General features: G+C 65.1%; 16 protein-coding genes. 13 read left to right on the forward strand and 3 right to left on the reverse strand.

All coding sequences use genetic code 11. From position 1 onward, the window contains the following. Positions 1 to 21: 21 nt before the first annotated feature. Genes QBK88_RS21500 through gnd form a run of 3 tightly spaced genes read right to left on the reverse strand, consistent with a single transcriptional unit; the run spans position 22 to position 3,370 of the window. Positions 22 to 855: an HAD family hydrolase gene (locus QBK88_RS21500; protein WP_277963629.1), complete on the reverse strand. Its 834-nt coding sequence runs from the start codon at positions 853 to 855 to the stop codon at positions 22 to 24. Next, positions 852 to 2,360 carry a glucose-6-phosphate dehydrogenase gene (gene zwf, locus QBK88_RS21505; RefSeq protein ID WP_277963630.1) on the reverse strand — a complete coding sequence of 503 codons (1,509 nt, stop codon included), beginning with the start codon at positions 2,358 to 2,360 and terminating at the stop codon, positions 852 to 854. Before zwf ends, QBK88_RS21500 begins: the two co-directional genes overlap by 4 nt. Further along, a complete protein-coding gene (gene gnd, locus QBK88_RS21510) occupies positions 2,357 to 3,370 on the reverse strand; it encodes a phosphogluconate dehydrogenase (NAD(+)-dependent, decarboxylating) (RefSeq protein ID WP_445764976.1) in 1,014 nt (337 codons plus the stop codon). Before gnd ends, zwf begins: the two co-directional genes overlap by 4 nt. Before the next feature lie 296 nt (positions 3,371 to 3,666). Between gnd and QBK88_RS21515 the strand changes: the two genes are divergently transcribed. From QBK88_RS21515 to QBK88_RS21575, 13 genes are all read left to right on the forward strand, one after another. After that, positions 3,667 to 3,852 (forward strand): DUF6026 family protein, encoded by a 186-nt coding sequence (locus QBK88_RS21515; protein WP_268143639.1) that lies wholly within the window; start codon positions 3,667 to 3,669, stop codon positions 3,850 to 3,852. A 144-nt stretch (positions 3,853 to 3,996) separates the two neighbouring features. After that, entirely contained in the window at positions 3,997 to 4,440 is a 444-nt protein-coding gene (locus QBK88_RS21520) for an SgcJ/EcaC family oxidoreductase (protein WP_277963632.1), read from the forward strand. Positions 4,441 to 4,982: 542 nt separating this feature from the next. Further along, positions 4,983 to 6,551 (forward strand): glycogen synthase GlgA, encoded by a 1,569-nt coding sequence (glgA, locus tag QBK88_RS21525; protein ID WP_268143642.1) that lies wholly within the window; start codon positions 4,983 to 4,985, stop codon positions 6,549 to 6,551. An 18-nt stretch (positions 6,552 to 6,569) separates the two neighbouring features. Next, positions 6,570 to 8,342 (forward strand): malto-oligosyltrehalose trehalohydrolase, encoded by a 1,773-nt coding sequence (gene treZ / locus QBK88_RS21530; protein WP_277963633.1) that lies wholly within the window; start codon positions 6,570 to 6,572, stop codon positions 8,340 to 8,342. After that, a complete protein-coding gene (gene malQ / locus QBK88_RS21535; protein ID WP_277963634.1) occupies positions 8,339 to 10,420 on the forward strand; it encodes a 4-alpha-glucanotransferase in 2,082 nt (693 codons plus the stop codon). Before treZ ends, malQ begins: the two co-directional genes overlap by 4 nt. Beyond that, complete coding sequence (locus QBK88_RS21540) at positions 10,417 to 13,200, forward strand: malto-oligosyltrehalose synthase (RefSeq protein WP_277963635.1); 2,784 nt, start codon at positions 10,417 to 10,419, stop codon at positions 13,198 to 13,200. The genes malQ and QBK88_RS21540 overlap by 4 nt, the downstream gene beginning before the upstream one ends. Positions 13,201 to 13,214: 14 nt before the next feature. Further along, positions 13,215 to 13,589 carry a DUF2934 domain-containing protein gene (locus QBK88_RS21545; RefSeq protein ID WP_277963636.1) on the forward strand — a complete coding sequence of 125 codons (375 nt, stop codon included), beginning with the start codon at positions 13,215 to 13,217 and terminating at the stop codon, positions 13,587 to 13,589. Positions 13,590 to 13,736: 147 nt separating this feature from the next. Continuing rightward, positions 13,737 to 15,896: a glycogen debranching protein GlgX gene (gene glgX, locus QBK88_RS21550; protein ID WP_268143647.1), complete on the forward strand. Its 2,160-nt coding sequence runs from the start codon at positions 13,737 to 13,739 to the stop codon at positions 15,894 to 15,896. Next, the gene (locus tag QBK88_RS21555; protein WP_277963637.1) at positions 15,893 to 16,894 is read left to right on the forward strand and encodes an acyl-CoA dehydrogenase family protein; all 1,002 of its coding nucleotides are present in this window, start codon (positions 15,893 to 15,895) and stop codon (positions 16,892 to 16,894) included. Before glgX ends, QBK88_RS21555 begins: the two co-directional genes overlap by 4 nt. Then, a complete protein-coding gene (locus QBK88_RS21560) occupies positions 16,891 to 17,649 on the forward strand; it encodes a PIG-L deacetylase family protein (protein ID WP_268143651.1) in 759 nt (252 codons plus the stop codon). Before QBK88_RS21555 ends, QBK88_RS21560 begins: the two co-directional genes overlap by 4 nt. Beyond that, positions 17,646 to 18,245: an SAM-dependent methyltransferase gene (locus QBK88_RS21565; protein WP_277963638.1), complete on the forward strand. Its 600-nt coding sequence runs from the start codon at positions 17,646 to 17,648 to the stop codon at positions 18,243 to 18,245. Before QBK88_RS21560 ends, QBK88_RS21565 begins: the two co-directional genes overlap by 4 nt. A 305-nt stretch (positions 18,246 to 18,550) precedes the next feature. Further along, positions 18,551 to 19,282, forward strand: a complete 732-nt coding sequence (locus QBK88_RS21570; protein ID WP_268151649.1) for an endonuclease/exonuclease/phosphatase family protein — start codon at positions 18,551 to 18,553, stop codon at positions 19,280 to 19,282. 302 nt (positions 19,283 to 19,584) lie between these two features. Beyond that, entirely contained in the window at positions 19,585 to 20,292 is a 708-nt protein-coding gene (locus QBK88_RS21575) for an autotransporter outer membrane beta-barrel domain-containing protein (protein WP_277963639.1), read from the forward strand. Positions 20,293 to 20,355: the final 63 nt, after the last annotated feature.

The raw sequence follows: 20,355 nt of genomic DNA on the forward strand, positions 1-20,355 counted from the left end.
GTCAACCTTGTGCAGGGGAATTCAGGGGGTATGCGGCGCCCTCGGCAAAATCAGGTCGCGGATAGCGTCAGCCACGCCCTGTTCGCGGTTGCTGGCGGTGACGTGGTCGGCATGAGCCTTGACCGCGTCGTCGGCCTGGCCCATGGCCACCGACAGCCCGGCGCGCTTGAACATCGCCACGTCGTTGCCGCCGTCACCCAGCACGGCGGTCTGCCCGAGAGGGATAGCCAGGTGTTTGGCCAGCGCAGCCAGGGCATCGCCCTTGTTGGCGAGCAATGCCGTGACGTCCAGGTAATAGGATTGGGAACGGGCAGCCAGGGCCTGGCCTTCGATCAGGCCGCCCAGTTCATGCTCCAGCCTTGCCAGCAGCTCGAAGTCGCCGCAGGTCGCGACAATTTTGTCGACACGGTCCAGGTACGGCGTGAAATCTTCAACCTGCACATAGCCGTACCCCAGGGCGTCGATCTCCTTTTGCAGGAATTGCGCATCGGGATTGGTCAGCAGCCACTCGTCATCGGCGAACAGCCAGACTGCCACCGGATGGCGGTCGAACAGCGCCAGGCTGGTATCCACGGCACGCCGGTCGACACTGTGGCGTTCCACCACGCTGCCATCGGGGTTGGCCAGGGTGCCGCCATTGAACGCCGCGAACGGCACATCGATGCCCAGCTCACGGACGATATCGAGCATCGCCCGTGGCGGCCGCGCACTGGCCAGGCTGAACGCAACCCCGGCATTGCGCAACTTCGCCACGGCATCGACCACCCGGTCGCCCAGGCTGTGGTCGGGCAGCAACAGCGTGCCGTCCATGTCGCTGAGCACCAGGCGGATGAGGTCGTTCGGGCGCTCACTCATCCCAGGCTGTGCCACGCGCGGCCGTCGCGGGCGAGCAGTTCGTCGGCCGACTCAGGGCCATCTTCGCCCGCGGCGTAGTTGTCGATCTTGCCAGCGTCGCGCCAGGCATCCAGGAAAGGCTGCACCGCACGCCAGCCGTTCTCGATGTTGTCGGCGCGCTGGAACAGGGTCTGGTCGCCCGTGAGGCAGTCATAGATCAGCGTTTCATAGCCGGTCGATGGCTGCATCTGGAAGAAGTCCTTGTAGGCAAACCCCAGTTCGACGTTCTCCATCACCAGCGCCGGGCCAGGGCGCTTGGCCATCAGGTCGAACCACATGCCCTCGTTGGGCTGAATCTGGATACGCAGGTAGTTAGGCTGCAGCCGCTCCACCTCGGTGTCGCGAAATTGCGCGTAGGGCGCCTGCTTGAAGCAGATGGCGATCTCGGTGTCGCGCACGCTCATGCGCTTGCCGGTGCGCAGGTAGAACGGCACGCCCACCCAACGCCAGTTGTCGATCATCACCTTGAGCGCCACGAAGGTCTCGGTACGGCTCTCGGGGTCGACCTTGGGCTCCTGGCGGTAGCCGGGCTTGTCGCCCTCGCCGGCGGTGTACTGGCCGCGCACCGAGTTCTTCAAGGCGTCGGCCTTGGACCAGGGGCGGATAGCCCCCACGACCTTGGCCTTCTCGCCGCGCACCGCGTCGGCACCAAAGGCGGCCGGCGGCTCCATGGCGACCATGGCCAGCAACTGGAACAGGTGGTTGGGCACCATATCGCGCAGGGCGCCGGTGCTGTCATAGAAATTGCCGCGTGTTTCAACACCCACGGTTTCCGCCGCGGTGATCTGCACGTGGTCAATGTAGTGATTGTTCCAGAACGCCTCGAAGATGCCGTTGGAAAAACGGCTGATGAGGATGTTCTGGACGGTTTCCTTGCCCAGGTAGTGGTCGATCCGGTAGATCTGCTTCTCGCTCATCACACTCAACAGGCAGGCGTTGAGGGCTTCGGCGGTAGGCAGGTCGGAACCGAAGGGTTTTTCGATCACCACGCGGCGAAAGGCGTCGGGCTGCTCCTGGAGCAACCCGGCATGGCCCAGGCGCTGCGCCACTTCACTGAAGAAGCGCGGCGAGGTGGCCAGGTAGAACACGGCATTGCCGGTGCGGTTGGCGGCGATGCGCTCGCCAATCGCCTGGTAGGTGCCATCGTCGAGAAAATCGCCACTGATGTAACTGATGCGCTTGGCCAGTTTGGCCCACAAGGCCGGGTCGAGGGCCTGGTCGGCCCCCTCCGGGTTCTTGCTGCGCGCCTGCTCGATGATGAAATCGTGCAGTTTGGCAGCGAAGTCAGCATCGCTGACCTCGTTGTGGTCGACACCGACGATATGCAGGCCATTGTCCAGCAGACCGTCGCGACTCAGGTTGTACAGCGCCGGCATGAGCAGGCGCTTGACCAGGTCGCCATGGGCGCCAAAGAGAAACAGCGTGGTGGGGGGTGCTGCGTCTACCTTGGACTTTGCCCGTGTCATTTAGGAACCTCGATATGGCCGCCGAAACCAAAGCGCATCGCCGACAACAACTTGTCGCCGTAGGTGCTTTCCTGGCGGGAACGGAAACGTGCGAACAGCGAACCTGCCAGCACCGGTACCGGTACGGCCTGCTCCACTGCAGCGTCAATGGTCCAGCGACCTTCACCGCTGTCGGACACCGAACCCGAGTAACCGTCCAGCGCCGGGTCACCGACCAGCGCGTCGGCGGTCAGGTCCAGCAGCCAGGAGGAGACCACGCTGCCGCGGCGCCACACTTCGGCGATCTCGGCCAGGTTCAGGTCAAAGCGCTGATCTTCCGGCAGCGCGGTGCTGTTCTTGGTTTTCAGAATGTCGAAGCCTTCGGCGAAAGCCTGCATCATGCCGTATTCGATACCGTTGTGGATCATCTTCACGAAGTGGCCGGAACCGGCCGGGCCTGCGTGGATGTAGCCATTTTCAGCATTGTTGTGCTCGCCTTCGCGACCCTTGGTGCGCGGAATGTCACCCACGCCAGGGGCCAGGCAGGCGAACAGCGGGTCCAGTCGCTCGAAAATCGCGGCTTCGCCACCGATCATCATGCAGAAACCGCGGTCCAGGCCCCATACGCCACCGGACGTACCGACGTCGACGTAGTGGATCTGGCGCTCGGCGAGCTCCTTGGCGCGACGGATGTCGTCCTTGTAGAAGGTGTTGCCGCCGTCGATGATCACATCGTCCGGTTCCAGCAGATCGGCCAGTTGCTGGATGGTGTCCTCGGTAGGCGCGCCAGCAGGCAGCATGACCCATACAGCACGAGGTGCGTCCATCTGACGCACCAGGTCGGCGAGGTCGGAAGCCTTGACGGCACCTTCTTCACCCAGTTTTGCCACGGAAGACTGATCGCGGTCCCAGACCACGGTCTGGTGGCCTCCGCGCATCAGTCTTCTCGAAATATTGCCGCCCATGCGGCCCAGTCCCACGATTCCCAATTGCATGCCGGTGCTCCACTGATGCGTAAATAGGTGTGTCACACCTTCAAAGCGCTAATGGTCTCAAAGCTTAGTACAGGGTTGCCAGAGTTAGTTTCGACTTTCGCCGTTCGTCGGCGCCTTTTTTTTCATCAGGGGGGTGTCATCAAGCGTTCTTCAACGCTGACGGGCACTTGCCGCCACATGAAGAAAAAGACACGCAGACCGTGAAAAATAAAAAAGTTCCCTTCACCAAAAAAAGAAATCAGAATCCGCGCCGACAGAGGAACAGCCCCGACTGGCAAACGCTCAAGGTCGGCTATCCTCAACTGTGAGACATGCCATTTGCGAGGTGAGCAATGGGAACTTTACTGCCAGCAACACGCCCCCAAACCCTCTATGTCACGGTACGCCGCGACGAACTGCGCGAATTGAAAGAAGAACGCGACCAGCTGCAAAAGAAGGTCGCCCATTTGACCATGATGCTCTTGCAGTCCCAGCAGGACACCGGTATCGCCGGTGGTGCCCAGGCCCAGATCGCCTGACCTTCCCTGTCCCGCCCGCCGGCAGGCCACCGCCTGTCGGCACACGCTGTAACCTTTGCGTAGAACACTTGATGCCCGGTTGGCGCTAGATTGCCAGGCCTGAGCGTGCCGCATGCGGTGGCGCGCCGTTGATGGAGTTCGACCGTGAAAGGAATCACGTTGTTTGCCTTGCTGGCCCTGCCGTTCGCAGCTCATGCCACCCCTCAGTGTCCCGCGAAACCGGATGTCGCCAGCCTGTTCGAACGTTGGAACGCAGCCCTATTGACGGGCGAGCCAGCCCAAGTGGCCGCCACCTACGGCGCCGATGCCGTGCTGCTGCCCACCCTGTCCAACCGCGTACGCCTGACCCACGACGAACGCCTGGACTACTTTCAGCACTTTCTGGCCAACAAACCCTCGGGCCGCATCGTCAGCCGCACGTCGCAGGCTGCTTGCGACAGCGCACTGGACGCCGGCATCTACGAATTCACTTTCGCCACCACCGGCGAGACCGTCCAGGCTCGCTACAGCTTCAATTACCACTGGGATGGCCAGCAATGGCTGATCGCAAGCCATCATTCCTCGCTGATGCCTGAACCTGCGCATTGAACAGCGTCCCCCTATAGCAGCCGACGCTGTGGGACCGGGCACCAGCTCGGGAACGAGACGCCGCAGTGCAACAGGTCAATCGCGGCGCGGCCTTCCCGAGCTTCGCCCGGTCCCACGGGGAGATCTCCCCGGGGATCGGCGCCCAATGCGCACACTTCTAGAAATCTCCCTCTAATCAGCACCCCGCCCAACCCCTTGAAAACAAAGCCCTTGCCAACCCATGCCCGACCGCCACCGTAGGGCATTACCATCCGTCAGTCGCACCATGACCACAGGGTCGCAAATATTTCCTACACTCAAAACTCAGCCCGCACACCGCTCGGAATCTTCGTACGCAAAAAGTCGAAACTTCTGAAATTGCGGCAGGTCAGGTTAAAGGTAGGCCATGGAAATGCTGTTCGTCTCTGCGGCCAAACCACCCCACTCCGTCAATTCGCCACCGGCAGGGTCGCCGGTAAGCGTTGCGCTTGCGCGCTTGACTGTGGGGCGCTGGATCACAAAACAGGTGCTTGCCACATTGCATTAATGCACGGGAGAGAACGATGATCAGTGCCGCTGTCGAAACCCATGGAGAGCGTTTTAACAAGCAGGAAAGCGAGCCGACACAACTGGCGCAGATCGCTTCGACAGGCAAGATCCATCACGCCGAAGCACGCGGTAACCCCAACCGTCAGAAAGTGCTGTTCGTAACGTCCGAGATCGCCGATCTGGTCAAGACCGGTGGCTTGGGCGACGTGTCACAGGCACTGCCCCGGGCGATGAGCCCGCTGCACGATGTCAGGGTGCTGATTCCCGGCTACCCCCAAGTACTCAACAGTGACAACCCGATCCACATCGTCGGCGAACTGGGCGGCCACGCCGCACTGCCGCCGTGCAAGATCGGGCGCATGGACCTCAAGGATGGCTTGGTCATCTATGTATTGATCTGCCCCGAACTCTACGAGCGTGATGGCACCCCCTACGGCGCCAACAACGGCCGCGACTGGCCCGACAACCACATTCGTTTCGCCCGCCTGGGCCTGGCGGCCGCCGACATTGCCGCAGGCCTGGGCATGGTGCACTGGAAACCCGACCTGGTGCATGCCCACGACTGGCCGGCCGGCATGGCACCGGCCTACATGCACTGGCGTGGTTTGAACACCCCTACCCTGTTCACCATTCACAACCTGGCGTACCAGGGCGTGGTAAGCCGCGCCTGCTGCCCGGAACTCGGTGTGCCCGAACACGCGCTGCAACAGGAGGGCATGGAGTTTTACGGCAAGTTGTCGTTCCTCAAGGCCGGCATGGCGTACTCCAGCCATATCACCACCGTCAGCGCCACGTATGCCGAGGAAATCACCACCCCGGAATTTGGCTGCGGCCTTGACGGATTTCTCAGCAGCAAGGCCTACCAGGGCCTGCTGGGCGGCATTCCCAACGGCATCGACGACAGCTGGGACTCGGCCACCGACGCGCACCTGGTGTGCCCGTTCAGCCTGAATGATTGGGAAGGCAAGAAGGTCAACGCTGACCACGTGCGCCAGTTGTTCGAACTGGACGACTCCGACGGCCCGCTGTTTGCCGTGGTATCGCGCCTGGTGTACCAGAAAGGTCTGGACCTGACCCAGGGTGTGGCCGAGTTCATCGTCAACAATGGCGGCCAGATCGCCATCATTGGCCGCGGTGAGCCCGAGGAAGAACAGGCCATGCGTGAACTGGCCACCCGCTTCCCCGGCCGCATCAGCGTGCGCATCGGCTTCAATGAAACCGACGCACGGCGCATGTTCGCCGGCAGCGACTTCTTGCTGATGCCGTCGCGCTACGAGCCCTGCGGCCTGAGCCAGATGTACGCCCAGCGTTATGGTTCGCTGCCCGTGGCACGCAATACCGGTGGCCTGGCCGACACCATCGAAGACGGCGTCACCGGCTTTCTGTTCAACGAATCCACGGTAGCCAGCTACGAAGAAGCCCTGCGCAGGGCCTTCTACGTTTACGGCAAACCCGAGCTGCTCAATGCCATGCGCTGCCTGTCCATGACCCAGCCATTCAACTGGAGCCAGGCAGTGGAACCCTACGCCAAACTTTACGAGGAACTCGTGCACAAATCGGTGGCCGTATCAGGTAGCCACTAAACGGAAGAGGTTTCACCGATGCCGCTACCGACACCTGAAACCTGGTCACATGGTGCACATCTGCTGGACTCGGGGTTGACCCGTTTCGCCCTCTGGGCGCCTGACGCATTCGCCGTCAGCGTCGAGTTGGGCGACGGCCAGTCCCTGCCCATGCTGAGCCAGGACGACGGCTGGTTCGTGATCAACACGCCCTGCCCCCCCGGTACTCCCTACCGCTACCTCATCGACGGCGAACTGCTGGTGCCCGACCCCGCGTCGCGAGCCCAGCAAGGCGACGTCCACGGCCACAGCCTGGTGGTCGACCCCAACACCTACCAATGGCAGTTTCCCGAATGGCAGGGCCGCCCCTGGCACGAGGCAGTGATTCATGAGCTGCATGTGGGCGTGCTCGGCGGCTTCGCCGCAGTGGAGAAACACCTGGGGCGCCTGGCCGATCTGGGCGTGACCGCCATCGAACTGATGCCCATTGCCCAGTTTCCGGGCGAGCGCAACTGGGGTTATGACGGCGTGCTGCCCTACGCCCCGCAGTCCTCCTACGGTACTCCCGAGCAACTCAAGCACCTGATCGATTGCGCCCACGGCCACGGCCTGATGGTGATCCTCGACGTGGTGTACAACCACTTCGGCCCTGACGGCAATTACCTGGGGCGTTACGCCAAGGGCTTCTTTCGCCACGACCAGACCACCCCCTGGGGCGACGCCATCGATTTCCGCCGCCCCCAGGTGCGCGACTTCTTCATCGACAACGCCCTGATGTGGCTGCTGGAATACCGCTTCGACGGCCTGCGCTTTGACGCCGTGCACGCCATCGAAGACCCCGGTTTCCTCAAGCAGATGGCGGCGCGCATTCGTCAGCAGGTAGACGGCCCGCGGCACGTGTGGCTCACCCTGGAAAACGAGCTCAACCAGGCGCACCTGCTGGAGGAAGGCTTCGACGCCCAGTGGAACGACGACGGCCACAACGCCTTGCACGTGTTGCTGACTGGCGAGACCGAAGCCTACTACAGCGACTTCGCAGAGCAGCCCACCGCCAAGCTGGCGCGCTGCCTGAGCGAAGGCTTCATCTACCAGGGCGAACGCAACCGCCATGGCGAACCCCGTGGTGAACCCAGCGCTCACCTGCCACCCAATGCCTTCGTGCTGTTCCTGCAAAACCACGACCAGATCGGCAACCGGGCCTTTGGTGAACGCCTGACCCGGCTGTGCAGCCCGGAGGCCCTGCGCGCCGCCACCGCCTTGTTGCTGCTGAGCCCCATGACCCCGCTGCTGTTCATGGGCGATGAAAGCGGCGCCGAAGAACCCTTCCTGTTTTTCACCAGCCACCACGGTGAGCTGGCCGAAGCGGTACGCGAAGGCCGACGCGCCGAGTTCAAGCACTTCGCCGTGTTCGCCGACGCCGAGCAGCGCGAGCGCATTCCCGACCCCAACGCCGAGTCGACTTTCAGCGCCTCGTTGCCCAGCGTGGCGGCCCCCGACGATGCCTGGCCCACCCTGTACCGTACGTTGCTGGGCCTGCGTCACCAGCACATTACCGAACACCTGTCCGGCAGCCGCTCGCTGGGTGCAGAGGTGCTGGCCCCGGGTGCCCTGTACGCCCGCTGGCAACTGAGCAACGGCAGCGTGTTGCGTATCGACCTCAACCTCAGCGACAGCGCCGTGGCGACCCACTTGCCCGCGCCGCGCCACCGGCTGTTCGACAGCCGCCTGGCCCCTGCCGACGCGGCCCCGCTGGATGTACAGCCCCCCTATAGCGCCCTGGTCAGCCTGACCCCAGCCGGAGATGATGCATGAGTGACGAACGCCTGCGGCAATTGGCGCAATACGCCGGCCTGGCCGTGCACTGGACCGATGCCAACGGCCGGCCGCAGACCGTGGCCGACCCGGTGCTGCGCAAGGTGCTGGCCGGCCTCGGCCACCGCGCCCATGACGCCGATGCGGTAGAGGCCAGCCTCAAGGACCTGGAACAGGTACGCCGCGACACCCACCTGCCCCCACTGCTGACCGTCGACCACGGCCAGCCGCTGGACCTGGGCCACTACTTCCCGCCCCACACGCCCCTGCAAGTGCACCTGGAAAACAGCGCCGTGCTGGACTTGCGTCTGGATGCCCGGGGGGCCTTGCCCGGGCTGGTGCCGGTGGGCTACCAGGACGTGCGCATCGAGGGCCAGCAGTTCACCCTGGCCGTGGCCCCGGCACGCTGCTACAGCGTGGCTGATGCATTGGCCGAATCGGCCCCGCGTGCCTGGGGCCTGAGTGCGCAGTTGTACAGCCTGCGCCGCCCCGGTGACGGCGGCTTCGGCGATACCCAGGCCCTGGAAGCCTTTGCGCGCAGCGCCGGCGAGCGTGGCTGCGACGCCCTGGCCATCAGCCCCATGCACGCCATGTTCAGCAGCGATGCGCACCGCTACAGCCCCTATTCCCCCTCCAGCCGGCTGTTTCTCAACGTGCTGTACGCCGCCCCGGGCGCCATCCTCGGGGAGCGTGCCCTGCGCGTGGCCCTGGACGATGCCGACCTGGGCGCCACCCTGGAAGAGCTGGAACAGTTGCCACTGGTTGACTGGCCCGCCGCGGCCGACGCCAAGTTCCGCCTGCTGCGTTCGCTGTACAACGGCTTCCGCCACGGCGATCACCCGCTGACCGCCGATTTCGCCAGTTTCCGCCATGCCGGCGGCGAAGCGCTGGAAAACCACTGCCGCTTCGAGGCCTTGCAAGCCGACTGCGCCGCCCGCGGCGTGAGCCAGGACTGGCGCCAGTGGCCGGCCGAATGGCACGACCCGCGCCACCCGACCATCGCTGCGTTTGCCCGCGAGCACGCCGACGAAGTGGGTTTCTACGCCTTCTGCCAATGGCTGGTAGCCCGCAGCCTGGAGCGCGCGCACCACGCCGCCAAGGGCAGCGGCATGCGCATCGGCCTGATAGCCGACCTGGCGGTGGGCGCCGACGGCGCCGGCAGCCAGGCCTGGAGCCGCCAGGACGAGCTGCTGGCCGACCTCACCGTCGGCGCCCCACCCGATATCCTCAATCGTGCCGGGCAAGGCTGGGGTATTTCCGCGTTTTCCCCTGAAGGGCTGGTGCGCAACGGCTTTCGTGCCTTCATCGAAATGCTGCGAGCCAACTTCGCCCACGCTGGCGGCCTGCGCATCGACCACGTGATGGGCCTGCAACGGCTGTGGGTGATCCCCATGGACTCGCCCCCCAGCGAAGGCGCCTACCTGCACTACCCCATCGATGACCTGCTGCGCCTGCTGACCCTCGAATCACACCGCCACAAGGCCATTGTCCTGGGCGAAGACCTGGGCACGGTGCCTGACGGCCTGCGCGAAAAACTCGCCGCCCGGCACATGCTGGGCATGCGCGTGCTGCTGTTCGAACAAGCCCACGCCGGGCATTTCCACCCCGTGCTGCACTGGCCCGACAACGCCCTGGCCACCAGCACTACCCATGACCTGCCCACCCTGCACGGCTGGTGGAAAGCCCGTGACATCGACTGGAACCACAAGCTCAGCCTGATCGATGCACACACCGAGCACCAATGGCGCGACACCCGCGAGCACGAGCGCCGGGGCCTGCGTCATGTACTGGCCCAGGACAGCCAGAATTTCGTCGAAGCCGGCAGCGAGACCGATCAGGTCATCGATGCCTGCGTGCGTTTCCTCGGGCACACCCGCGCCCCCCTGGTACTGCTGCCACTGGAAGACGCCCTGGGCGTGGAAGAGCAACCCAACCTGCCCGGCACTACCGACAGCCACCCCAACTGGCGCCGCCGCTTCACCGGTGACAGCCAGACCCTGCTGGAGGATGAAGACGCCGCGCGGCGCCTTGAACTGCTGGCCTGCGCCCGCCAACAAGCCAATGAGCGTGATCGATGAAGGCCATGACCGGCAGCCTGCGGCTGCAGTTTCACAAAGATTTCACCCTGGACGATGCCGCTGCCAGGGTGCCGTACTTCAAGCAACTGGGCATCAGCCATTTGTATGCCTCGCCCATCCTCAAGGCCCGCCCCGGTTCCATGCACGGCTACGACGTGGTCGACCCCACGCGCATCAACCCTGAGTTGGGCGGCGAGCCGGCCCTGCGCCGGCTGGTCAAGACCCTGCGCGAACACGACATGGGCCTGGTGCTGGACATCGTCTCCAACCACATGGCGGTGGGCGGCGGGCACAACCCCTGGTGGCTGGACCTCCTGGAGTGGGGCCGGCGCAGCCCCTACTCGGAGTTCTTCGATATTCAGTGGCACTCTCCCGACCCCCTGCTCGAAGGCCAGTTGCTGCTGCCGTTCCTGGGCAACGACTACGGCGCGTGCCTGTCTGCCGGGGATATTCCGGTGCGGCTGGATGCCCGTGAAGGGCGGTTCTTCATCGAGCACTACGAGCACCGTTTCCCGGTATCGCCACCCGACTACGCCGACTTGCTCAGCGCGGCCGATGACCCGGTACTGAGCAAGCTGGGCGGGCGCTTTGGTGCGCTCGAACAAGACCCCCATGCCTACGACAAGGCGGTGGAACTGCGCGCCGAGCTGGCCGCCCTGAGCCATAGCCACAAGCAGGCGCTGGATGCCCTGCTGCAGCGCTTTGACAGCACCACGCCGGAAGGCTTCGAACGCTTGCACCGGCTGCTGGAGAAACAGCACTACCGCCTGGCCAGTTGGCGCACGGCGGGGGACGACATCAACTGGCGGCGTTTCTTCGACGTCAACGAACTGGGCGGCCTGCGGGTAGAACGCGCCGCAGTGTTCGAAGCCACCCATGCGAAGATTTTCGAGCTGATCGAAGAAGGCCTGATCGACGGGCTGCGCATTGACCACGTGGACGGCCTGGCCGACCCCCGCGGTTACTGCCGCAAGCTGCGCCGGCGAGTCGAACGCCTGTTGAGCAAGCGCCCGCCCAACGCGGCGGTGGCGCACTTCCCCATCTACGTGGAGAAGATCCTGGGCGCCGACGAACGTCTGCACCGCGACTGGCACGTGGATGGCACCACCGGCTACGAGTTCATGAACCAGGTCTCGCGCCTGCAGCATGACCCCGCTGGCGCCGAGCCTCTGGCCGAGCTGTGGAGCAGCCTCAGCGGTCGCCCGGCGGTGTTCCAGGAAGAAGCCCTGGCCGCCCGCCACCTGGTGATCAATGGCAGCCTGGCCGGTGACTTCGAATCCGTCGCCCAGGCCCTGCTGCAGGTGGCCAGGGGCGACCTGATGAGCCGCGACCTGACATTGGGCGCCATCCGCCGCGCCTTGCAGGCGCTGGTGGTGCACTTTCCGGTGTACCGCACCTACATCAGTGCCTGCGGGCGCCCCGCCGAGGATGAAGGTTATTTCCAGCAAGCCCTGGAAGGCGCCCGCGCCAGCCTCGGCGAGGCCGACTGGCCGGTGCTCGACTACCTCGCGCGCTGGCTGGGCGGCCAGCCTTGGCGCGACCTGCCACCGGGCCGGCCGCGCAAGTTGTTGCGCCATGCCTGCGTGCGCTTCCAGCAGCTGACGTCACCCACTGCGGCCAAGGCCGTGGAGGACACCGCGTTCTACCGCAGCGCGGTGCTGCTTTCACGCAACGACGTGGGTTTTGATGCTGAACACTTCAGTGCGCCGCCCGAGGTGTTCCACCAGGCCTGCGAGCAGCGCCTGGCGGACTTCCCCGACAACCTGCTGGCCACCGCCACCCACGACCACAAGCGTGGCGAAGATACCCGCGCGCGCCTGGCCGTGCTCAGTGAGCGCAGCAGTTGGTACCCGGGCCGGGTCAACCATTGGCAGGAACTGGCAGAGCCCCTGCGCAGCCAGGTGGCCGATAACGTCGCGCCCACCCCGGGTGATGAATTGATCCTGTTCCAGGCACTGCTCGGCAGCTGGCCCCTGGGCCTGGGCAGCGATGACACGCCGGGGCTTGAAGCCTACGCCGAGCGTCTGTTCCAGTGGCAGCAGAAAGCCCTGCGCGAAGCCAAGCTGGCCAGTAGCTGGAGCGCGCCCAACGAGTCTTACGAGCAGGCCTGCAAGGCTTACCTGGAACGCCTGCTGCTTGACCCGCAGGGCCAACAGTTGCGTGCTTCACTGGTGGCCGCCGTGCAACGCCTGAGCGTGGCTGGCGCCCTCAACGGCCTCGTGCAGACCTTGCTGCGCATGACCGTCCCAGGCATTCCCGACCTGTACCAGGGCGCCGAGTTCTGGGACCTGAGCCTGGTGGACCCGGACAACCGTCGCCCCGTGGACTACGCTGCTCGTGAGCAGGCGCTGGCCACACCCGCCAGCCCCGCCGAGTTGCTGGCGCGCTGGCAGGACGGCCACCTCAAACAGCAGCTGATCGCCCGTACCCTGCGCCGCCGTGCCGAGCACGTGGCGCTGTTTGCCCGGGGCGCTTATCAGCCTCTGGAACTCCGAGGCGAACAGGCTGAACGCGTACTGGCCTTTGCCCGAATCGGCGACGACGAACTGGCCATCGTCATCGTGCCACGACTGGCCAGCGAACTGCTGGGGGACACCGGCAGCCCGCTTATCGAGGCACCCAAGTGGGGAGACACCTGCGTCGTGCTACCGTCCAACTACACTCTGCCTACATTTAAGGGACTTTTTTCAGACGTGGCAGTCACAGCCAATAAGGAACTGCGGCTCGATGCCGCTCTGAAGGATTTTCCCGTCAATCTCTTAGTACAAAGTGACTTGTGATCAGGAGCGTTGAAATGAGTGCCGACGACAAACGTATACGCGAATTTGCCTATCAGATCTGGGAATCGGAAGGCAAACCCGAAGGCCACGAAGACCGCCATTGGGAGATGGCGCGCAAGCTGGCTGAAGCCGAAGCCCTGGCGCCCACCAAGCCTGGCAAAGCCAAGCCCGCTGCCAAACCCAAGGCCGTCGCCAGCAGCGCCGAAGGCAAAGCCAAGCCGGCCGCCAACGCCGCCGACGTCAAGGCCAAGCCAGCGCCCGCCGCTAAACCGGCCGCGCCCAAGGCAGCCGCGGCGGCCAAACCCAAACCTGCCGCGACCCCTGCCCCGGTGAAACCGGCTGCCGAGAAAAAACCTCGCACCGGCGCGAAGAAACCGCCCGCCAGCTGATTCCGGCAACGCTCCCGTTGCTCCGGCCAGCCCACCCAGGGCTGGCTGGAGCAGCGTGCGTCGTCACTCGCTCTCTGACCCGCCTCACTGGCCACTGCGCCGGTACGGCCCGCTATCGCCCTGAATTCGCAGTGCAAAGGACATCCCATGAGCCGTCAAAAGAAGTTCACCCCCGCCCCCGGCACCGATCCAACCCGCATTCGTGAAGGCCTGCCCTTTCCGCTCGGGGCTACCTGGGACGGGCTGGGGGTCAATTTCGCGCTGTTTTCGGCCAACGCCACCAAGGTGGAACTGTGCCTGTTCGACTCCACCGGTGAAACGGAACTGGAACGCATCGAATTGCCGGAGTACACCGACGAGATCTTCCACGGCTACCTGCCCGACGCCCACCCTGGGCTGACCTATGGCTACCGCGTGTACGGCCCGTACGACCCCGAGAACGGCCACCGCTTCAACCACAACAAGCTGCTGATCGACCCCTACGCCAAACAGATGGTGGGCCAGCTGAAGTGGTCCGAAGCCTTGTTCGGCTACACCATCGGCCACCCCGACGGCGACCTCAGCTTCGACGAGCGTGACAGCGCCCCCTTCGTGCCCAAGTGCCGCGTCATCGACCCTGCCTACACCTGGGGCCGCGACCAGCGGGTCAACGTGCCGTGGGACAAGACCATTTTCTACGAGACCCACGTGCGCGGCATCAGCATGCGCCACCCGGCGGTCCCCGAAGATCAGCGCGGTACCTTCGCCGGCCTCATGGTGCCTGAAGTGGTTGAGCACATCCGCAAACTGGGGGTGACCTCCATCGAGCTGCTGCCCATCCACGGTTTCGTCAATGACCAGCACCTGCTGCAAAAAGGCCTGAACAACTATTGGGGCTACAACACCATCACCTTTTTCGCCCCGCACCCGCGCTACCTGGCCAACGGCAAGATCGCCGAGTTCAAGGAAATGGTCGCGCACCTGCATGACGCGGGCCTCGAGGTGATCCTCGACGTGGTCTACAACCACACCGCCGAGGGCAACGAGCAGGGCCCCACCCTGTCCATGCGCGGCATCGACAACGCCAGCTACTACCGGCTGATGCCGGACAACAAGCGCTTCTACATCAACGATTCCGGCACCGGCAACACCCTGGACCTGAGCCACCCCTGCGTGCTGCAGATGGTGACCGACTCGCTGCGCTACTGGGCAACGGAAATGCACGTGGATGGCTTCCGCTTCGACCTGGCAACCATCCTGGGCCGTTACCACGAGGGCTTCGATGAGCGCCACAGCTTCCTGGTGGCTTGCCGCCAAGACCCGGTGCTGCGCCAGGTCAAGCTGATCGCCGAACCCTGGGACTGCGGCCCCGGCGGCTACCAGGTGGGCGGCTTCGCCCCCGGCTGGGCCGAATGGAACGACCGCTTCCGCGACACCGCCCGCGCCTTCTGGAAAGGTGACGACGGCCAACTGGCCGACTTCGCCGGGCGCCTCACAGGCTCCGGCGAACTGTTCAACCAGCGCGGCCGGCGCCCCTACACCTCGGTGAACTTCATCACCGCCCACGACGGCTTTACCCTGCGCGACCTGGTCTCCTACAACGACAAGCACAACGAAGACAACGACGAGAACAACCAGGACGGCAGCAACAACAACCTGTCCTGGAACCACGGCGTCGAAGGCCCCACCGATGACCGCGAAATCGTCGAATTGCGCCTGCGCCAGATGCGCAATTTCATGGCCACCCTGCTGTTCTCCCAAGGCACGCCCATGATCGTGGCCGGTGACGAGTTCGCCCGTACCCAGAACGGCAACAACAACGCCTACTGCCAGGACAGCGAGATCGGCTGGGTCAACTGGGACCTGGACGAAGACGGCAAGGCCCTGCTGCGCTTCGTGCGCCGCCTGATCCGCCTGCGCAATTCCTACCCCATTTTGCGTCGCAACCGCTTCCTGGTGGGTACCTACAACGAAGACATTGGCGTCAAGGACGTCACCTGGCTGGCCCCCGACGCCAGCGAGATGACCACCGAGCAATGGCAAGACGGCAACGGCCGCTGCCTGGGCATGCTGCTCGATGGCCGCGCGCAGACCAGCGGCATTCGCAAACCGGGGGCCGATGCCACCTTGCTGCTCATCGTCAACGCCCACCACGACGTGGTCAATTTTGTCCTGCCCGAGGTACCGGAAGGCGAATACTGGACCTGCCTGGTCGATACCAACCGCCCGGAACTGCGCGACCATGAACCGCTGCCGTTCGGCAGCGACTTCCTGGTGACGGGCCGCTCGCTGTTGCTGTTCGAGCTGCACCGGGAAGTGGAGGAATGAACCGGGTGCTCGCGGCAAGCCTGCAACGCCCGGCCTCTGGCTACCCGGACGCCGCGGCGCTGCACCAGGCCTTGCAGGCCCTGGTGGCCGACGGCCTCGACCGCCTGGCCCTGCCGGGCAGCGGGCGCACCCTTGAGCGCTGGCGCTGCCTGGCCGTGGTCGCGGGCCAGGACCTGGGCCTGTGCAAGTTCTACGAAGGGCACACCGATGCCCTGGCGATCATGACCGAGCTGGCGGCGCCACGCGTGGCAGTGGGCAGCACCTGGGGCATGTGGGCGGCCGAACCGCCCAACGCCCGGGTCACTGTCAAACGCCACCGCGACGGCTACCAGCTCAATGGCCGCAAGGCGTGGTGTTCCGGCGCCGGGCACCTCAGCCACGCCTTGCTCACCGCCTGGGATGAACACGGCCAGCAGCAACTGGTGGCCGTGGCCCTGCGTCAGCCCGGTGTGACCGTGGTCAACGAAGGCTGGCAAGCGGTCGGCATGGGCGCCACTGCCAGCGTTCAGGTGCAATTCGACCAGGCCGAAGGCACGCCGGTGGGTGGCCCGGGCGAGTACCTTGAGCGCCCTGGGTTTTGGCAGGGGGCGATCGGCATCGCCGCCTGCTGGTATGGTGCCGCCCAGCAACTGGCCCTGCGCCTGCAGGCTCATCCGCGCGACGAGCCTCACGCCCGTGCGCACCTGGGTACCGTCGACAGCGCCCTGTTTGCGCTGCGCACTGTGCTGCGCCAAGCCGCCGCCAGCGTCGACGCGGCACCCGACGAATCCTGTGAATACCTGGCCCGACGGGTACGCGCCGTGGCGGAAGAGGCGTGCGAGCAGACCCTCATTCATGTCGGCCATGCCCTGGGCGCCGCGCCGTTCTGCCGTGACGCCCATTTTGCCCGCCTGGCCGCCGACCTCCCCGTGTACCTGCGCCAGAGCCATGCCGAGCGCGACCTGGCTGAATTGGGCGCCCTGGCCAGCCAGACCGGCCCTAGCGAGTTCAACCTATGAAAGCCAACCCCATTGTCGGCCAAGGCACCGCGCCCGAAGCCTGGCAGGCCTGCCCGCTGCTGGCGAACCTGCCGTTCTGCGAGGTGGACCGGCTGGTACCGGCGGGCGCCCGTGCAGTGATCGTTGCGCCCCACCCGGACGACGAGGTGCTGGGCTGCGGCGGCCTGCTGCAACACCTGCTGGCCCTGGGCCGGCCCGTGCAACTGATATCGGTCACCGATGGCACCGCCAGCCACCCGGGTTCGCAGCAATGGCCGGTGGCGCGACTGGCCGCTGAGCGGCCTCGCGAAAGCGCTGAGGCATTGCGACGCCTGGGCTTTGAGCCGGGAGAATTGCCCTGGTTGCGCGTTGGCCTCGGCGACAGCCAGGTGCCGGCCGGCCAGGGCCGGCTGCAGGCCTTCCTGGAGAACCACCTGCTGCCCAGCGACGTGGTGTTCGCCACCTGGAGCCAGGACGGCCATTGCGACCACGAAGCCGTCGGCCTGGCCAGCCGCGCTGCGGCCGAAGCCGTGGGGGCCACGGTACATGAACTGCCGATCTGGACGTGGCACTGGGCCACGCCCGGTGACCCTCGAGTGCCGTGGCAACGTGCCCGTAAAGTCCCCCTGAGTGCCGGTATGCTCGCCCGCAAGCGCCATGCGGCGCAGGCATTCACCAGCCAGTTGCAGGGCGACCCCGAGGCCGGGCTGGCACCGGTGCTGTCTGCCACGGTGCTGGAGCGCCTGATGCAATCCTACGAAGTGGTGCTGTTATGAGTGTCGCCGATACCGAATTCGACCGCCTGTTCGCCAACAATGACGACCCCTGGGCCATGCGCCAGCGCTGGTACGAACAGCGCAAGCGGGCCTTGCTGCTGGCTTGCCTGCCGCGCGCCGAATACCAGTCGATCTTCGAGCCTGGCTGTGCCAATGGCGAAACCAGCGCCGTGCTTGCCCAGCGTTGCCGACGCCTGCTGTGCTCCGACACGGCCGAGCGAGCCGTCGCCCTGACCCGGCAAAAGCTGGCCGCCGTGCCCCATGCCAGCGTCGAGCAAGGCCGGCTGCCCGGTCAATGGCCCAAGGGACCGTTCGACCTGGTGGTGATCAACGAACTGGGCTACTACCTGGACGACGCCGACCTGACACACCTGATAGAAGCCTGCCGCGCCAGCCTCAGCGACGACGGCCAGGTCTTGGCCTGCCACTGGCGCACGCCCATTCACGGCTGCAGCCTGGACGGTGATGCCGTGCATCACCGGCTAGGCATTGGCTTGGGCATGACCTCATTGCTGGAGCACCGGGAAGCTGATTTCGTCCTGCAGCTGTGGGGCCGAGACCCGCGTTCGGTGGCCCAGCACGAAGGCTTGCGCTGAGGCAGTGCCGGACGAAGATCGGGAAGAGGACTGTCAGGTCCACCGCGTTGTCCGCTTCCCGAGCTTGCGTCCAGTCCCACAACGCCACGCTGCTACCGGGTCACGGCAATCTTGCAAGACCGGGCGAAGCTCGGGAAGGGGGCTGCCGGATCGACCGCGTTGCCCGCTTCAAGGGGAACCGATATCAGGCGCCGCCGGTCCCAACCCATGAGCGCCCTGTCATCCAAGGAGCAACCGTGACCGCCCAAGCCCCCGGCCAGGCCAGCCGCCAGCACCCTCCCGAGCCCCCTGTGGCGGTGCATCGCATGCGCATCCTGACCGTCAACACGCACAAAGGCTTCACTGCCTTCAACCGCCGTTTCATTCTGCCCGAACTGCGCGAAGCGGTACGCAGCACCGGCGCCGACCTGGTGTTTCTGCAAGAGGTGCTGGGCGAGCATGACCGCCACGCCGAACGCCACCACAACTGGCCGCAAATGTCCCAGTACGAATTTCTCGCCGACAGCATGTGGAGCGACTTCGCCTACGGCCGCAACGCCGTGTACCCCGACGGCCACCACGGCAATGCGTTGTTGTCCAAATACCCCATCCTGCACTACCGCAACCTCGACGTGTCCATCACCGGCCCCGAACGCCGCGGGCTGCTGCACTGTGTGCTGCAAGTGCCCGGGCATGAGGAAGTGCACGCGATCTGCGTGCACCTGTCGCTGCTGGAGAGCCACCGCCAACAACAACTGGGCCTGCTGCGCCAATTGCTCGATTCCCTGCCCGACGACGCACCGGTGATCATCGCCGGCGACTTCAACGACTGGCAGTTGCGCGGCAACACCACCCTCACCCGTGCCCGCGACTTGCACGAGGCCTTTGAGCGCCATAACGGCAGCCTGGCCCGAACCTACCCGGCGCGCTTTCCCCTGCTGCGCCTGGACCGGGTGTATTTGCGCAACGCCACCAGCCATGCCCCGACCATCCTGGGCAGCAAGCCATGGACGCATTTGTCCGACCACCTGCCACTGACGGTGGAAGTCCATTTATAGGGAATGTTTTGGAATAGCGTCAGCACTGGATAGATGCTCGTCTTCTCACGCGCGTAATTGCGGCGCTTTTTCAATCACTTGGATGGCGTAACGCGCACGATTCGAAAAGTTCCGGTTTCTTGACGCATGGCGGTGCGTCTCCTTAGCTTCAGGTAACACAACACACCATAAGAAAACACCGACCCAACGCCTCTGGCCCGCGCCTTTCAGCGCTGCGCCCACGCCTGGGCCGCTGGCTTCGGCCGCCTTGACTGCGACGCACACGGCGTACTCCCTTGCCAGACCAACACCTGGAGCTCGCCATGACCACCCTTCATCATCCCCTGCTCTATGCCACCTGCGCCTCGTTGCTGCTCAGCGTTTCCACCCAGGCCGTCGCCAGCGAGCCCAGCGACGATCCGCTCGGCCCACTGGACCTTGGCAACCGCGCCTACACCAGCACCGGGCTGTCCACGCCGGCCAACCAGGCCAGCCAGTTCAATGTCTTTGCCCGCGGGTTGGGCGTGGCCTGGTCGGTGAGCTCCCAGGTCCAGGACAGCGGCCGGCCGGACAATGCCCGCGCCACCGCCGTGGCATTGGGCGGCACGGTGGCCTTTGTGATGGGCGAAAACTGGTCATTCGAACCCCAGGCGCAACTGATCAACCAACAACTGCTGCCCGGCCCTGGCGGCCAGGGCCCGCGGCTGCTGGCCAGCGACAGCCAGCCCAGCTGGAGCGGGCGAGTGGGCGCGCGGCTGTCCGGGCACTACCAGGTCGGCAGCACGGCCGTCGAGCCATTCCTGCGCACCAGCCTGACCTACAGCTTCAGCAATGACAGCCCCATCGCCCTGGCCCAGGTAGACAAGATCAACAGCAGCCGCAACCCCACCGCCGTCGCCGTGGGCCTGGGGCTGGTGGCGCGCATGACCCCCACCGTCAGCCTGTTCGTCACGGCTGACTACAGCAGCCCTAGTGACGAGAATGACCTGAATGGGCTGATTGGGGATGTGGGGGTGCGGGTGAGATGGTGAGCAACCTGATCAACAGCCAGGCAAACAAGGCGGACCGCAGATCTGTGCGCCATCAGCGCCCAG

The sequence above is a fragment of the Pseudomonas sp. RIT-To-2 genome, from assembly GCF_029623465.1.
GTDB classification, from domain to species: domain Bacteria; phylum Pseudomonadota; class Gammaproteobacteria; order Pseudomonadales; family Pseudomonadaceae; genus Aquipseudomonas; species Aquipseudomonas silvicola.

Excerpts from the sequence above, each read along its gene's own strand:
- QBK88_RS21500 (WP_277963629.1), bottom strand. The coding sequence starts at position 855 with ATGAGTGAGCGCCCGAACGACCTCATCCGCCTGGTGCTCAGCGACATG.
- zwf (WP_277963630.1), bottom strand. The coding sequence starts at position 2,360 with ATGACACGGGCAAAGTCCAAGGTAGACGCAGCACCCCCCACCACGCTG.
- QBK88_RS21515 (WP_268143639.1), top strand. The coding sequence starts at position 3,667 with ATGGGAACTTTACTGCCAGCAACACGCCCCCAAACCCTCTATGTCACG.
- glgA (WP_268143642.1), top strand. The coding sequence starts at position 4,983 with ATGATCAGTGCCGCTGTCGAAACCCATGGAGAGCGTTTTAACAAGCAG.
- treZ (WP_277963633.1), top strand. The coding sequence starts at position 6,570 with ATGCCGCTACCGACACCTGAAACCTGGTCACATGGTGCACATCTGCTG.
- malQ (WP_277963634.1), top strand. The coding sequence starts at position 8,339 with ATGAGTGACGAACGCCTGCGGCAATTGGCGCAATACGCCGGCCTGGCC.
- QBK88_RS21540 (WP_277963635.1), top strand. The coding sequence starts at position 10,417 with ATGAAGGCCATGACCGGCAGCCTGCGGCTGCAGTTTCACAAAGATTTC.
- QBK88_RS21545 (WP_277963636.1), top strand. The coding sequence starts at position 13,215 with ATGAGTGCCGACGACAAACGTATACGCGAATTTGCCTATCAGATCTGG.
- glgX (WP_268143647.1), top strand. The coding sequence starts at position 13,737 with ATGAGCCGTCAAAAGAAGTTCACCCCCGCCCCCGGCACCGATCCAACC.
- QBK88_RS21555 (WP_277963637.1), top strand. The coding sequence starts at position 15,893 with ATGAACCGGGTGCTCGCGGCAAGCCTGCAACGCCCGGCCTCTGGCTAC.
- QBK88_RS21560 (WP_268143651.1), top strand. The coding sequence starts at position 16,891 with ATGAAAGCCAACCCCATTGTCGGCCAAGGCACCGCGCCCGAAGCCTGG.
- QBK88_RS21565 (WP_277963638.1), top strand. The coding sequence starts at position 17,646 with ATGAGTGTCGCCGATACCGAATTCGACCGCCTGTTCGCCAACAATGAC.
- QBK88_RS21570 (WP_268151649.1), top strand. The coding sequence starts at position 18,551 with ATGCGCATCCTGACCGTCAACACGCACAAAGGCTTCACTGCCTTCAAC.
- QBK88_RS21575 (WP_277963639.1), top strand. The coding sequence starts at position 19,585 with ATGACCACCCTTCATCATCCCCTGCTCTATGCCACCTGCGCCTCGTTG.